10 protein-coding genes and 1 pseudogene are annotated in these 14,013 nt (G+C 67.4%); 2 read left to right on the top strand and 9 right to left on the bottom strand.

The window, feature by feature from the left end:
- The first annotated feature begins 118 nt into the window (after positions 1 to 118).
- A complete protein-coding gene (locus ACWGR4_RS01565) occupies positions 119 to 2,221 on the top strand; it encodes an NACHT domain-containing protein (RefSeq protein WP_452131193.1) in 2,103 nt (700 codons plus the stop codon).
- 189 nt (positions 2,222 to 2,410) lie between these two features.
- Here ACWGR4_RS01565 and ACWGR4_RS01560 read toward each other — a convergent pair whose 3' ends face one another.
- From ACWGR4_RS01560 to ACWGR4_RS01545, 4 genes are all read right to left on the bottom strand, one after another.
- On the bottom strand, positions 2,411 to 3,346 hold the full coding sequence (locus ACWGR4_RS01560; RefSeq protein ID WP_452131192.1) for a C40 family peptidase: 936 nt from the start codon (positions 3,344 to 3,346) through the stop codon (positions 2,411 to 2,413).
- A gap of 7 nt (positions 3,347 to 3,353) precedes the next feature.
- The gene (locus tag ACWGR4_RS01555) at positions 3,354 to 4,355 is read right to left on the bottom strand and encodes a replication-relaxation family protein (protein WP_452131191.1); all 1,002 of its coding nucleotides are present in this window, start codon (positions 4,353 to 4,355) and stop codon (positions 3,354 to 3,356) included.
- 71 nt (positions 4,356 to 4,426) lie between these two features.
- Positions 4,427 to 6,907 carry a type IV secretion system DNA-binding domain-containing protein gene (locus ACWGR4_RS01550; RefSeq protein ID WP_452131190.1) on the bottom strand — a complete coding sequence of 827 codons (2,481 nt, stop codon included), beginning with the start codon at positions 6,905 to 6,907 and terminating at the stop codon, positions 4,427 to 4,429.
- The gene (locus ACWGR4_RS01545) at positions 6,904 to 7,767 is read right to left on the bottom strand and encodes a GP88 family protein (protein WP_452131198.1); all 864 of its coding nucleotides are present in this window, start codon (positions 7,765 to 7,767) and stop codon (positions 6,904 to 6,906) included. The genes ACWGR4_RS01550 and ACWGR4_RS01545 overlap by 4 nt, the downstream gene beginning before the upstream one ends.
- 21 nt (positions 7,768 to 7,788) lie before the next feature.
- Here ACWGR4_RS01545 and ACWGR4_RS01540 point away from each other — a divergent pair, with 21 nt between their 5' ends.
- Positions 7,789 to 8,172, top strand: a complete 384-nt coding sequence (locus ACWGR4_RS01540) for a hypothetical protein (protein ID WP_452131199.1) — start codon at positions 7,789 to 7,791, stop codon at positions 8,170 to 8,172.
- A 53-nt stretch (positions 8,173 to 8,225) separates the two neighbouring features.
- Here ACWGR4_RS01540 and ACWGR4_RS01535 read toward each other — a convergent pair whose 3' ends face one another.
- From ACWGR4_RS01535 to ACWGR4_RS01515, 5 genes and pseudogenes are all read right to left on the bottom strand, one after another.
- On the bottom strand, positions 8,226 to 10,385 hold the full coding sequence (locus ACWGR4_RS01535) for a hypothetical protein (protein ID WP_452131189.1): 2,160 nt from the start codon (positions 10,383 to 10,385) through the stop codon (positions 8,226 to 8,228).
- Complete coding sequence (locus ACWGR4_RS01530) at positions 10,385 to 10,723, bottom strand: helix-turn-helix domain-containing protein (protein ID WP_452131188.1); 339 nt, start codon at positions 10,721 to 10,723, stop codon at positions 10,385 to 10,387. Before ACWGR4_RS01530 ends, ACWGR4_RS01535 begins: the two co-directional genes overlap by 1 nt.
- Complete coding sequence (locus ACWGR4_RS01525; protein ID WP_452131187.1) at positions 10,720 to 11,841, bottom strand: tyrosine-type recombinase/integrase; 1,122 nt, start codon at positions 11,839 to 11,841, stop codon at positions 10,720 to 10,722. Before ACWGR4_RS01525 ends, ACWGR4_RS01530 begins: the two co-directional genes overlap by 4 nt.
- Before the next feature lie 164 nt (positions 11,842 to 12,005).
- Positions 12,006 to 12,176 (bottom strand): annotated as a pseudogene (locus ACWGR4_RS01520) (GP88 family protein); the annotation flags it as partial.
- The gene (locus tag ACWGR4_RS01515) at positions 12,173 to 13,993 is read right to left on the bottom strand and encodes a VirB4 family type IV secretion system protein (RefSeq protein ID WP_452131197.1); all 1,821 of its coding nucleotides are present in this window, start codon (positions 13,991 to 13,993) and stop codon (positions 12,173 to 12,175) included. The pseudogene ACWGR4_RS01520 and the gene ACWGR4_RS01515, both read right to left, overlap by 4 nt.
- Positions 13,994 to 14,013 lie beyond the last annotated feature (20 nt).

Genomic DNA, 14,013 nt, shown 5'->3' with positions numbered 1-14,013 from the left:
GATCAAGGGCGTGATCTTTCCAAAGCCCGGCGGAGAGCGGGGCGTGTTGTCATGATGGCCGGTCATGGAACGAGGTGGGGGACGCACGGCCGGCTGGGCCTGGGGCGTGTTGTGTGTGGTGAGTGTGGTCTGGCTTGTTGTCTGGGGCTCGCGCGGTATCCAGCGTGGTGACATCGACTGGTTGAGTGCTTCGATCGCCCTGCCGGGGTTGGGCGTCGCGGTGTGGTCGGCGTTGATGTCTCGGACAGCTTTGGGTCTGCAGGCTGCAGACTTGGCGGCTCTGGGCGCGAGTCTGGCCGACCGGGTTGCTTTGGCTGAAACTCGTGAGCGTTCGCGCATGCTCGGTGGGGCGGGCAAGCCGATCGATGTGCGATTCGTCTTCCGCCCCGGCCACGTCCAGGCTCACGATGCTGCCGGCGCAGACCCCGACGGACGGCTGGGAACGGTGGTGGACTACTACCGGCGTTTGCGCCCCGGTCGCTTGGTGATCACAGGGCCCCCGGGGTCTGGCAAGACGGTGTTGGCCCTTGAGTTGCTTTTGGCACTGATCGAGGATCGCGATCCCCGAGACCCTGTGCCAGTGCGCATGCCCCTCGGCTCTTGGACAGCCCTCGACACCACCCCGATCGATGAGGGCGTCCAGGGAGCAGAGGTGGGGGACGCGCTTCGTGTGTGGGTGATCGATCACTTGCAAAGCACCTACCGGCTGCCGCGCGCGGCAGCACGGTTGTTGGTCGAAGCGAACATGATCCTCCCGATCCTGGATGGGCTGGACGAGATGGATGCGGCGGACTTCCGCAACAGCACTGGCCCATCGGCTCGGCCGGGACGTCGGGCCCGGCGGGCGCTGGAGATCATGAATGCCTACCAGCACGGTCGAGACCGAGCCTGTCTGGTGGTGACTTCCCGGAGCGACTCTTACGACGCGCTGAACACTTGGGCCAAGGATGCCGCTCGCATCGACATCACGCCCGTCACCCCCGGACAAGCAAGGGAGTTCATCCTCGCCCGCGTCGACGACCCCCGACGGTGGCGCGATGTCGTCGATGCGTTGGCAAGCGCCCCCTCGGGGCCGTTGGCACGGGGCCTGTCCACGCCGTGGCGGCTGACCATGGCGGTCGCCGTCCATGAGCAGCGCGATCGCGGGTTCGAGGCGTATTCACACGCGCCGAGGAATCTTCTGGCGCCCGATCTGGCCGACGATGCGACGATGCGGGATCACCTTCACCGCCTCTACGTTCGTTCCAGGACTTGCCACGTCGTGCCCCGCGGCCACAGTCAGACCCCGGAACAGGCACACGTCTGGCTTGGTGTCTTGGCTCGCTATCTTGAGGACAACAGCCGAACCGGGCGAATTGTGGGCGGCCGGACGCTGTCCGGAACAGATCTGGTACTCCACGAACTGTGGCCCCTGGCTGGCGACAGCCGCGCCTACATCGCGCATCTGCGCGTGGTTGCGGCCAGTACCTTCGTGGCGATTGCCGTGGCAGTCGCAGTTTGTCTAATTGACTCCTCACCCCTCCTTATTCTCCGGATGGGGCAACCCTTCTCCTTGGTGTGCGGCGCCATGGTGATCACGGGGATCGGCACGTGGCCTCGGCGCGCACCCCTTGCTCCGGCACGATTGCGTACGGCTCGGGGTCAGCACAGGATCCGCCGCGGCGTTGTGGCCGGACTCATGCTAGGGACAGCATTTGCGATCGTGGGCTGGTTCGAAAACGCGCCGATGAGCAATGTTATGGCCAGCATTGCGGTCGTAGTAGGTGTTGCGGTGCTGGGCGGCATCACGACTGCCCTGGCGGGCGGCATCAGGATCAGGCGTTCGGGCGTCGGGGTGAGTGTCAAGACGATCGATGACGATGGAGGTGCAGCCCGCGATCCCCGTGACCTCATCCGTGCCGAGCTCACCACCGCCATCGTGCTCGGTCTAGTGACCGGGCTCTTGTTGGGCAACGACGTGGATCTCGAACTCGATTCCGGAAGTAGGGCCATTCTCGGATTTGGGCTCGGAATCCTCTTCGGACTCGTGTGTGCACCCGCCGGTCTGCGATACGCGATCTTCCTGTTGTACGCGCGCACAGGACCGCATCGGCTGCCATGGCGCCTGGGCCGCTTTCTCCACTGGGCGACCCAGGCCGGGCTGCTGCGCACCGCCGGGACGGCATACCAATTCCGCCACCGCGAGCTTCAGGATTGGCTGGCCCGCAACCCCACGCCCTGAACCCTCCGCCGCTGGCCCGTCTGCACACTTGGATGGGGGCATGTCCGGTAGTTGTGCACAATGCGGACCGGACCTTGCGCCTCTGGTTCGCCCGCTCGATGTTCCGGCGATCCTGCGCATGCGCAACATGGGCACAGGATCGACGGGAAAGCACAAAGTGTTATGGGAATCTACGGCAACGAGGCTCGTTCACGGCCGCGTTGCTCCGTAGAAGTCGTCTCCGGGATAACGCAGAGATGTAATGCGAACCACAGCGCCTGGGTGCGGTGCGTCGATTATCTGGCCACGTCCGATGTACAAGCCGACGTGGTGGATGTTCGACCGCGTGCCGTAGAAGACGAGGTCGCCAGGATAGAGCGGTGAACCTGGAGTGACCTTGGGTGTGCTGCCGTACTGATCCGCGGCTACACGTGGAAGTTCGATGCCTATGACCCGATAGGCGGCTTGGGTTAGCCCGGAGCAGTCGAAGCCGGCGTCGCCTGTTGCTGGACCGTCGCCGCCCCAGACATACGGGAGGCCGAGTTGGGCTCTTGCGAAGGCGATTACCGCTGCTGTCTTCCCGGACGGGGCTGTGGATTCGGGCGCCGCGTACTTGGTGGCTTGGTTCCGCACGAGCTTCACGTACCAGTCGGCATGGTTGTAGCGGAAGATGGCGCCATTGAGATCTCGGTTATCGCGGGCGCCTTCGTGGCAGAGCTTGTTGGCGGCGGCGTAGATGGCGTTGGTTGGGTTGTAGGGCGAGGGCGGGTTCGAACCACCCGTTGGGATGGGGTGGTTGTACGTTGCCCAGGTGTCCGGGATGAACTGCATCGGGCCCATGGCTCCGGCGGGGTTGGCTCCCGATTGCACGCCGGGGAGTTGCGAGCGGCCGTGGTCGGACTCGACCTTGCCGATCGCGGCGAGGATGGTCCAGGAGAGGCCCGGGCACGTGGCCGCGGCCTGTTGGTAAAGGGCCAGGTAGGTGGGCGGGATGTCCGACGTGGCCTGTTCACTCGCGGCGCTGTCCTGGCTCGCTGCGTTTCCGCCGAGATTGCCGATCGATCCGATCAGCGCCACGAGTGCGGCTGTGGCCAGGATGATGATCAAGAGGAGGGCTGCCAGGGCAGCGCCGGCGAGCTGAAGCATTCGGTACTCAGTCCTTCCGAGCAGCGATCCCGGCCGTCGGCGGCATAGGCGTGGGAGGCGTCAACCGAACGGAACCCTTGCCGCCGATTTGGTTCGAGCCACGACTCGGCGGCGCGCCCCCGCTGGGGCCTCGGAGTTCGGGCCAGGCGGTGCCGAGATCGACGAGTTTCACGCGTGGGAGGGTCCGACGCGGGCCCAGAGGCAGCCATTCGGCCTCTGACGGGTCCTTGGCGTTGGCCGAGGTCGCCTGCTCGATCGTGGCCGTGGCGAGCGGTACGAGGTCGGGCTCGGCCAGGAGGGACAGGATGTCCACCAGGGCGTGGCGGAGGGCCGATTCGCGGCTGACGGTGGGGGTCCAGATCAGGACCGGGGTGGTGATTCCTGTGATGGTCGCCAGCTTGGCGTAGCCGTTGATCTTGCTCGCGAGGCGGCGGGCGGGGCGTTCCGTGCCGGTGTCGAACTCCAGGAACCACTCCATGTCGCCGCCGAGTTGGCGCCACCGTCCGTATGCGTCGGGCCGGACGTGCTCGCCGAAGTACTCGAAGCAGGTGGTCTCGGACCACCATGCGCTCAGCCGACCGGGGCTTTCCGATCGACGGGCCGTTTCGATCATGGGGGTGAAGAAGCCGTTCGTTCCGACGGTGTGGGCGAGGCGCAGGGAGTGGGCGTGCCCCATCACCTGGTCGTGGCGGAACTTCAGCCGGCTCGGCTCCAAGTCCTCCTCGTAGGCCAGGATTGCGGCGCCCGCGACGTCGAGCACGTAGTGCATGGGGGCGGTGCCCACGTCCAGGCGCGGCTGGAAGCGGTCGACGACGCGCCACCTGTACAGGTTGAGCAGCCGCAGGTTGGCGCCCCGCAGGCCGCCCCAGGCGAGTTGGGCGATCTGGTGGGTGGTGAGCACGGTGTGCTCGAAGAGCATGCGGGCGAGCCAGCGGTCACGTGGGGTGAGACGGTGGGCCAGGAACGCGAGGTGTTCGGCGCTCGCGGCTGCTCGTGGCGTCGGGCGCATGGCGACTCCACGCAGGCCGCGTTGTGGAACGGGGTTGTGGATCACGGCGGATGCCTCCCGAAGTGGGGTGGTCAGTTGTGTCGGCGCGGATCCGGGCGGGCCGGGGCGACACGCACCGCCGACTCGCGTGGGCGGGCGTTGACGCGCGCGGCGAGGCGGATCTCTTTCGCCCGTCCCGGAATCGCCGGTGGCAGCTTCTGGGTGACTGCGGTGAAGGCCGCTGCTTCGGCGCCGTGCAGGACGGGGCGTACGGCTGCCTGGAACGCGCCGAGGTTGGCGAGGTCGTGTTCGGTGAGTCTGGGCTGGGTGTGTCGAGCGAGGTGGTGTGCGTCCTCGGGGCTGGCGCTGAAGAAGATCTTGCTGCGCGCATTCGTGCTGATCCCCTCGGCGAGTTCCTTGGGGAGCTGCCCGAGGTATTGATGCGCGAGAGTCATCGCCAGTCGGTAGCCGCGGGCTTCGGCGAGCATGTCCGAGAGGGAGTAGGGCAAGTTGAGGAAGTTGTGGGCCTCGTCGATGAACAGGCCGCTGTCGCGACGTTGGGATTGCGGGAGGCGGGCTCGGCGAGTTGCCGCCTGCCAGGTGCGGGCAACGATGATGGAGCCGACCAGGCGGGAGGATTCGGTGCCGAGGGCATCGCGGGCGACCCGTACCAGGCAGATGCCCCCGTCGAGGACCGAGTCCATGTCGACCGTGGACTCGCCGCCGGCGATCGCGGCGCGGACGAAGGGACGCAACAGGAAGCCGCGCAACTTGTTCATCAACGGTGCGGTCACCTGTGCACGGGCCGGGACGCTCAACTGTTCGTACCAGGACCAGAATCCGCGCAGCACGTCGTCTCGGACCCCGGCGAGGGCGTTCTCGCGAAAGGCGGCGGAGGTGAGCAGCTTGGGGAGATCGGTGAGGGTCGGTGCGCCCGGCATTGCGCACAGCGTCAGCAGTCCGGCGCGGCAGATGTCGTCCGTACGCGGACCCCAGGCGGCGGAGTAGACGCGAGAGAAGATGCCGACGAGGTTGTCGACTGCGCGGGCGGTGTCGGTGCCGTCGAGCGGGTTGATGATCGGTGGTCGGTAGCGACTGTCGGCGTCGAAGAGGACCACACGGTGGCCGAGTTGCTTGGGCAGGCGCATCATCACGTCGGTGACGAGGTCGCCTTTGGGGTCGACGACCACCACACCGCGGCCGGCCTCGGCGTCGTCGAGGATCATCCGCGCCATCAGCTCCGACTTGCCGGATCCCGTGGCGCCCAGGATGTGCAGGTGATGTCGGGCGTCGGCGACGCGCAGGCCGACGGGTCGGACGTGGCCGCTGTCGCTGAGACCGATGGGCTTGATGTCCGTGCCGCGGGTTGGGACGCCTTGGGGCGGCGGTACAGCGCGGGCCCCCGCGCGCTGCAGGCCCGGGACGGAGGCGTCCCACGGGAGGTGCGCGATGGCTGCGAGTTCGGGGACGGACAGGAGGTCACCACGACCGAGGCGTCTCCCGGCAAGCGCGGCGACCGGATGCCGGTGAAGGCGTACTCGACGAAATCGGTTGTGGTCGGTAAAGGTGGCGAACGCGGATGCGATTGCGTGTGCACGTCCGCGCAGGCGGCCGTTGAGCGCGGCCCGTACCTCATCGTCTTCGGCGGCTTGTTTGTCCAGGGCCGCGGTGACGATGTAGCGCACTCGGACCTCGTACTGGGGCCCTCGTTGCTTCGTAACGATCATGCGGTCTTGGGCGGATGCCTCCAACGTGCTCTGCTTGTCGGCCGGAGGCGCCTTGGGGCGCCGATGCGAAGATGTCGTGGGGCTCAAGGTGACCAGGTCGAGCAGCCCTCCGAGTGAGCGCGCCGTGCGGTTCGCCCGCACGTCGTGCGCGGCACGACGTGCCTTGGCCAGGCGATGGCCCGCGACCGGCCGTGCCAATACCTGGACCACCGCTCGCTCGTGTGGACCGAGACCGATGGGTGCCCCGAGTAGCGGGCGGATGGGATCCGCTGCGAAGTCGGTGCGAATCGGCAGCGCCTCGTTGCGGCCGAGCCGGAGTTCACCGGCGACAACTTCGAGTGGAGCTTCGCACTCGGCGGAGCGCGCCCGATCGGCACCCGAGCCTGCCGGAGCGGTACGAGTCTGGGATCCGGGCCACGCTGCTTCGACCGCTCGCTCGACCATGCCCGGCGGGATGACGCCCGGCACCCAGAGCTGGACGCGGATGCCGTCTCGGGTGAAGACGTACTCCCAGGCCAAGTGTGGCTGACCACTCAACAGCCGTTGCCAAGCGGGCCGCAGGAGCCCCACCAGGTTCGCCCAGAGCGCCGCTGCATCGGCGTCGTGGGCAATCGGCGGCGCCAGGATGGTCACCAGCCGCGCATCGGCGGCGAACCGCTCGTGGCGGCGCCGAAGCAGGCGGATGTGGACGTGCACGAGGGATAGCACGGCCAGCAGCGATATAGCGCCCGCGACGGGCCACCAAACACTCGCCCATGCCTCGGCGTGCGTCAGGACCGCGCGAAGGGCGCCGTCCGGGTCTCGGATGAATGAACCGACTGGGGATCTGCCGTGGACGTAGGTCATCGACCGCTCCCTGGCTGTCCGTGTCCGTCCGCGTCGAGCCGTTCAGGCGCACGGCGGGATGACAAGTGGTCTCGGCTCTCCGAACCGCGTCCCTCGCTGCTCGCCGCGCGCAACAGCCGGTGCTGCGCCCGTTCCCGTCGTTCGGCGTCCACCTCGGCCTGCCACGACCGGAAGGTTCGACGTTGCAGCCGCTTCAGGTAGTGCGGGATCCGGTTCGCCGGGATGCCCACCAAACGTGGTCCCAGGACGGCGAGCAGGTCGCTGGCTTCTTGCGAATGCCATCCGGCGGCCTCGATCGCCTCTTCATCCGGGAACACGTCCGCCACGCGATCTTCATCCGGATCGAGCGCGGCGTCCTGTGTGCCGCCGAAGCTGTACACCCACAGGAAGTTCGCGGGTGCAGCCGGCTCGACCAACGCGCGGAAGCGGGCTATCTCCTTCGTGTAGGCGTAGAAGTTCGTATCGGGGCGCTCTCGCATCACCTTCAACCACGCCATCAAGTAGGCGTCGGAGAAGAAGTCGCCAGAGTCGTGTATCCGCACCCAGGCGCCACGGAAGCGAATCGCCCCCAACTCGGTGGTCATGGCCTGCTCCCAGCGAGGCAGCTCGTCGAGGACCATCAGCAGGTTGCGCTGGTGTCGAGCGAGTACGACGGGCCAGGTGTAGGTCCCGTTTTGCTGGTAGACACGGGAGTCGGAACTTGCGGAGTTGCCCACGGCGGTGACACCGGTGTTCCCATTTTGGGCCCCTGCCAGCTGTGAGGTTGGATCTGTGAGGGCTGCGGGGCGGCCGCATTCGGATCCCGCGTTTCCAGTCGGGCCGTTCCGGGGAGATCGTCCAAGTCCTGTCAGAGAACTGATAGTTGTGTTGGAGGAGCGCTTGTGACCAGCGACGAGACAGAGTCCACCGTGATCACCGCTGCTGGAGGGGCACAGCAGATCCCGGCGACGTTGGCGGTGGAGGGGGTGTCCGCTGTGACCGAGGCGCGTGACAAGTTGTTGCAGGCCATCGGGACGGAAGCCCAGGTTGTGGCGGAGAAGTCTCCGGGCCAAGCGTCCACAGCGCTGGAAGGGCTGGCCCGCGCCTTCGCCTTGGTGACCCGCGGCGTAGAAATTCAGTTTGCCGATGCCGGCGGCGCGGCGGTCCGGACGCCCATCAGCCTGGACATCAGGCCTCCGATCTCGATGGACGTGGAGAATGTGCAGTTCACTGCGTCCGAACAGTCGCAACGGCCGATCGATCCGCCTCGCCCGTCGCTGGGCTGAAGTGGCGGCAACCACCTGAGACAGCCGAGCGCGGCTCCCTGACCGGCACGACGTCACGGGAGCCGCTCCGGTCCCTGTTCCGCATCACCAGGGCGCGCCGCGTGGGGAGGATCGGGGATGGAGGCCAAAGGCATATGGAGTTGCCCGCGACGGGCGAGCTGTGCGGCGTAGCCAGGTCGGGTGTTGCCCGCGTCTTGGGTCCAGCGTGTTGCTCGGTCGAGGCTGATGCCGAGCATCCGCGTGATGACGGCGGCGGGCATCTCGGCGGCCATCTCCATCAGCGCGGTGTTCCGGCCGAGGGTGGGCGAGATGCCGAGCTCCAGCAGACGCGTCGTCAGGTCGCTCCGGGCGATCGATCGTCCAAGCCGGGTACCCGGATAGAGCCAGACGGCATCGTCAGGCGCAGTCGCGGTGGCCCCGCGGCGGTCCTCGACCAGCCTGACGAGCAGGTCTCCGAGTGCTGTCGGCAGCAGGATCGGCGTCTCGCCGAGACGGAGTTCCACACCGGCGTCGGTGACGGCGACGTGCTTGGTCGTCAGCTGCGTGATGTGCACGACGCGTTGGGCGTAGAGCAGGACGAGCGACCCCGCGACGCGGTCGGCCACCGGGATCGAGTCATCGTTCAGGAGCCGACGGGCCAGATCCCAGCGCTGGTCGTGCTCGGGCAGCACGTCGCGGACAGGTGCGTTGTCAAATCGCCGGATCTCGATGGCGGTCGCGTGGCGGCGCTGAACGGCCCAGGTGACGAACCCACGGGAGCGGGAGAACTGGTCGTTGGGGAGCCAGTCGTCAATGTCGTGTTGCGTGCAGGTGAGCAGGGTCTGTCCGCGATCGGTCAGCCAGTTCAGCAGGCTGGCGGCGGTGGTGAGCGAGTTGACCGCGTAGTGGACCTGGTCTTGGGTCAGCGGTCGTCGGCCGGCGATTGTGCGTAGTCGTCGTAGAGGGTGCCAGGCGGCGAAGCTTTGCAGGATCTTGCGGTGTTCGGGGTCTGTGACGCGCTTGATGCGGGCCTCGGCGGAGGTCTCCAGGCTGATCAGCCACTCGTCGCGGGCGGGTAGCACGCCGGCTTCGACCAGGACCACGCGGAGGCGGGTGGCGGCGGTGGCCGAGCCCAGCTTGTCCAAGACCTGATGGGTGACCGGGCCGGTGGCCGTCGCGAGCTGTGCCAACGAGTTCTGGGTACGAAGCCGGGCCACGAAGTTCAGGCCGGCGGCGGCATCGGTGGCGATCAGCGTGACCAGAACCGGCTCGATGTCCGGCCGGACTGTGCCATCCGGTCCGGTGAGCAGCTTGCGGATCACGTCGGGCCAGGCACAGGCGGTGCACAGCCCGAGGCGGTGCTGCGGACCGATGGCACCGCACTCGTCGCAGGCTCGACGGGCGGCGGTGTCGTGTTTGAAGCAGGTCGGACACAGGCCGCCGGTCTCGGTGCGGATGCGCAGTGGCAGGACGCGCTGGCATCCCGAGCAGGTGCCCGTGGATCCGCATCCTTGGCACAATGGCTCGCCGTTGGAGGTACGTCGGTTGACGATGCGTTCGCGTCCGCATGCCGAGCAGATCTCGGCACGCAACTTGTCGGCGCAGTGCTTGCACCGCGGCGAATCGGAATCGGCCTGGTAGCAGGGCTTGAGCTGCCCGCACGAGGAGCATGTCGCGGTCGGAGGGTGGCAGCAGTTCTTGCAGAGCACGACCTGGCCATCGCGGCGTGCGGGCAGGGCGAGCCGACCGCAGCTGTGACACTCCTCCATGAGCGACGGCTCGACCTCGGCGCAGCCGCCGCACAACGACTCGCCTGCCTCGGTGCGCCGGTCCATGGTGCGGACCTCGCCGCACCGGGCGCAGGGCTTCGTGTGTGCCTTGTTCCAGCAGTTCATGCAGCAGCGCAGCCCGTCACGGCCGCGTGGGAGGCGGATGACGCGGTCGCAGAACGGACAGGCCGGCGCGGTGATCCCGGCGACGCCGCGTCCGCGCAGCGCCTCGATGAACGACACGACGGTCTTCGACCCGTGGGCGCCGGCTCCGGTCAGCAGGTCCGGCCGTTCCTCCAGTTGGTCGGCGAGCTTGTGTTGCCAGCGCGGGTAAGGAACCATCTCGACGATCAGCCCCGCCACACCGTGGCGGTCGACGGCCGGATCAACCCGGGCGACGGAGTCGATGATCGCCTGCACTGCTTCGGCTGACGCCTCAGGCCTGCGGGGTTTGGCGCGGGCCATCACTCAGTGATCCTTGCTCGTTTGGGCCGGAGGGCTCCAAGGCTGTTCGACTGCCCGGTAGCAGAGCCGGGGTTCCCGCCGACCGCCTTGGCGCGGCGCGAAGCGGCGGCGGTCGGGACGATCAGCTCCTCCATCGCGCAGTCCAGGATGTCCATCAGAGCCACCAGGACCTTCAGGCTCAGCCGCTCGGGCTTCTCGGTGACCAGCCGCCAGACCTGGGTCGGGGACAGCGTGATGCCGCGCTCGATCAGCAGTGGGCGGATGTCGGTGGTGCTGAACATGCCGCGGGTGGCCATGATCTCCCGCAGTCTCCAGGTGTAGTCGAGCTTGGCGGTCAAGGCCGCTCCTCCTTCAAATCGGTGGCCAGTCCACGGTCGAGGTGCCGCCGCAGCATCGTGTTCATGAAGTCTCCCGACACGCCGGTGTAGATCCCCGTCGTGCTGGCGAACCTGTGCCCGACCTGCTCCTGGACGAACTTCGGGTCGGCTCCGTCCTCGATCAGATGCGTGACGTAGCTGTGCCGAAGGCAGTGCGGCACCAGGTCGCTGTCCATGCCCAAGGCGTCTCGGTAGGACGCGAACCGCTCCTCGATCTCCCGAGGCCGCAGCCGGCCTCCTCGCTCGGTCACCCACATCGCCGGATGATTGCTCAGCCCGAATCGAGGCCGGACGTTGACCAGGTAGTCCTCGATTGCCTCCACGGCCCACGGCATCACCGAGGCCACCATCCGTCGTTTCGGCGGCGATCCTTTGGAGCGCTTGCCCCAGCGGACATTGAGCATCCCGAACTTGCCCAGCTCAGGGGCCTTCGGGTTGCGATACCAGTCCGGGCGGTCCAACTTGCTGGCCTCGGTGACGCGCAACCCCCAGCCATAGATCAGCTTCAGCGCCGTGGAGTCGCGGTAGGCGGTCAATGCACCCTTGCGCCCGAGCCGCACAGCCCGCTCGACCTGTTCATCGGCGTAGTCGAACAGCGCCTGGCACTCCTCGCGCGTCAGGGGCCTGCGACCCGGACCGCCCTCGTAGTCGACCAGGTGGGCGACGGTGTTCCACTCGTGGACGATCTGCACCGGATGCGTGCCGAACCGCGCCTCGCACTCCTCGGCCCAGCGGTAGTAGGGCGAGGTGATGTAGTCGCAGAACATCCGGATCGCACCCTGGTAGTTGCGCAGCGTCGACTCCGCGAGTGTCTGCTCCATCACCAACTCCGCGGTCCACTCGTCCATGTGAGCCGCCGTCCAACGCCACGGGTACTCGTTCGTGTACTCAACGAACCTGCGTACCACGTTCTTTCGGTTGTCGACTGTCTCCTTCTGAAGCCGTCGACCGCCGCGCTGCTGCTTCTCCCAGCCGACCACCATCGCGTCCAGCACCGCATCCTCGGGCCGCAGCAGCACCACGCCCTCACGCAGCTCCAGCCGTGCCGCACCAGGGGGCAGATCCTCTCGAACTCCCATTAAGCTCCCTTCCATCTTCAGGAAGAAAATTGCATCAGATGAAAGACGATTGGCAAACCCGCAGGTGAGACGCCGAAGGATGGGCTGTGGCAGGCTGACACCGAACGCTGAGGTCGCAGCTCGGACTTCGCGGGAAACTTGCGTTCGATGCAATTCCGCGGGGAGCGGGCGTAGCAGACATGACGGCAGATCCCGGCGGAGGGGCACGTGTTGTAGGTGCGTCCATCCGGCGGCGGGAATCGCCCTGCCCACGCGGGAAGACTCCAATTCCAGACGCCGATGGCGCGCAGCTCGCGGTTCTGGGTGAGCAGGCGCTGGGGGCGGGCCCTGGTCACGGCTCGCCTCCCGAGTCGAAGGCTTGGGTGAGGTCGATGTCGTTGTCGGGGTCCTCGTCGAACTGGTCGTTCAGGTACTCGGAGTTGCCGTCGAATGCCACGAACGGCGTCTCGGCCTCGTCGGCCGATGCCGCTGCGTACTCGTCGAGTTCGGCGGGGTCGGTGGTGATCAACCTGTGCTCGACGGCGGATGCGACCGCCTCGAACGCCGCGCGCTGAGTCCCGGTCGACAGGAGCCCTTGGCCGCGGTCGGCGGACAGCAGGAACTCGCGTTCGCCCTCGGACAAGTCGAACGTCGTTGCCACCTCGTCGATGGCCTGCGGTGCCTGGCGTAGCAGCACCTGTGTGGCGGAATTGGCGACAACGGCCCGGCCGAGGTCGGTGGCCAGGACATCCGCGGTGTCCTGAGTGGCGATGGTCAGTCCCGCCCAGTGTTTGCGACTGGCTTTGGCCATTCGATAGAGGAAGTCCGCACCGGCCTGCTCGCGCATCAGCAGCCACGCCTCGTCCACGACGACGTACCGCCGTCGGCGAATCGCCTGGTTGGCGACCTGACGCCAGACCGCGTCGAGGGCCAGGACCGAGCCGATGGACCGGAGTTCGTCGGGGAGGTCCCGGAGCGAGAAGACCACGAGGTGACTCTCGGGGCGCGTGCTCGTGGCGCCGTTGAACAGTTCGGCGAACGCCCCGTGGACGAAGGGGTGGAGCCGAGCCGCGAGGTCGGACGCGACCCGCTCCCGGGACTTGCCGAGAATCGTGGCGAGATCCGCGAGCACGGGTGCCGGGCGATTCCACGTGCGGGGGTCGGTGGTGATTCCCGCCTTCTTGTAGGTCGCGGCGATCGCCTTGTCCAGCGCGGCCCGTTCGGCAGGCGCCGGTTGTGCGCCGAAGAGGACGGAGACGACCGTGTGGATGAACAGTGAGCGGCGCAGGACGGCATCTCGGGGCGCTGTGCGGCGTCCGTCGGGCGTCGTATGGATCGGGAGATCGAACGGGTTGAGCCGGACATCCGGAGCCCCGAGCCGGACGTAGGCGCCGCCGACCGCCGCCGCGAGTCGGGCGTATTCGTCCTCGGGATCGACGACGTGGATCTCGATTCCCCGGTAGAGCGACCGGAGGAGTTCGAGCTTGACCAGATACGACTTCCCGGCTCCCGATCGACCGAGCACGACGCTGTTGTGGTTGTCCTGGGCGAAGCGATCCCAGTGGATCAGGCTCTGGCCACCGAGGTTGTATCCGTACAGGACGCCGGTGGGGGTGGCGAGGGATGCCGGATCCGCGGGCGGCAGATCCGCGCTGGTGAACGGGAAAGCGGTGGCCAGGGCGCTGGTGTCGAACGTGCGACGCATCCGAATGAGGTCGAGCCCGAAGGGCAGGGAGGTGGTCCAGCCCTGCAGGCTGCGGAACGTCGTGGGCTTGGCGTCCATCAGCAGGCTCGCGGCCAACGCGCGAACGGCGCCGGTCTCGTCCGCGAGTTCGTCCTCGGAGGTCGCGTGGACGGTCAGGTACAAACCCAGCCGAAACAGCTTTCCCTCGCCCCGGGCGACCCTGGCCGAGAGGTCGTATGCGTCCTCGGTCGCGACCTCGACCTGCGGATCCGCCAAGCGTCCCTTGTCGTAGCCGTAGCGCCGTCCCGATTCGAGTCTGGCGAGTTGCTTCTTCAACCCGTGTGCGGCGGTCGCCGGGTCGATGGGCTCGATGTGCAGCGAGACGTCCAGGCGGCCGGGGTAGGTCAGAAGCGCCTGGAGCCATCCGGGATGCACCTCGCGGGGATAGCCCGTGACCGCGAAGGAGGCGACCCACTCACCGCCGATCATCACGTGCCGTGCGCCGACGG

The sequence above is a fragment of the Embleya sp. NPDC055664 genome, from assembly GCF_053618075.1.
This window is presented reverse-complemented; position numbering and strand designations above follow the sequence as displayed.

Coding starts and splice junctions, on each gene's coding strand:
- ACWGR4_RS01560 (WP_452131192.1), bottom strand. CDS start 3,346: ATGCTTCAGCTCGCCGGCGCTGCCCTGGCAGCCCTCCTCTTGATCATC.
- ACWGR4_RS01555 (WP_452131191.1), bottom strand. CDS start 4,355: ATGCGCCCGACGCCACGAGCAGCCGCGAGCGCCGAACACCTCGCGTTC.
- ACWGR4_RS01550 (WP_452131190.1), bottom strand. CDS start 6,907: ATGACCTACGTCCACGGCAGATCCCCAGTCGGTTCATTCATCCGAGAC.
- ACWGR4_RS01535 (WP_452131189.1), bottom strand. CDS start 10,385: ATGGCCCGCGCCAAACCCCGCAGGCCTGAGGCGTCAGCCGAAGCAGTG.
- ACWGR4_RS01525 (WP_452131187.1), bottom strand. CDS start 11,841: ATGGGAGTTCGAGAGGATCTGCCCCCTGGTGCGGCACGGCTGGAGCTG.
- ACWGR4_RS01515 (WP_452131197.1), bottom strand. CDS start 13,993: ATGATCGGCGGTGAGTGGGTCGCCTCCTTCGCGGTCACGGGCTATCCC.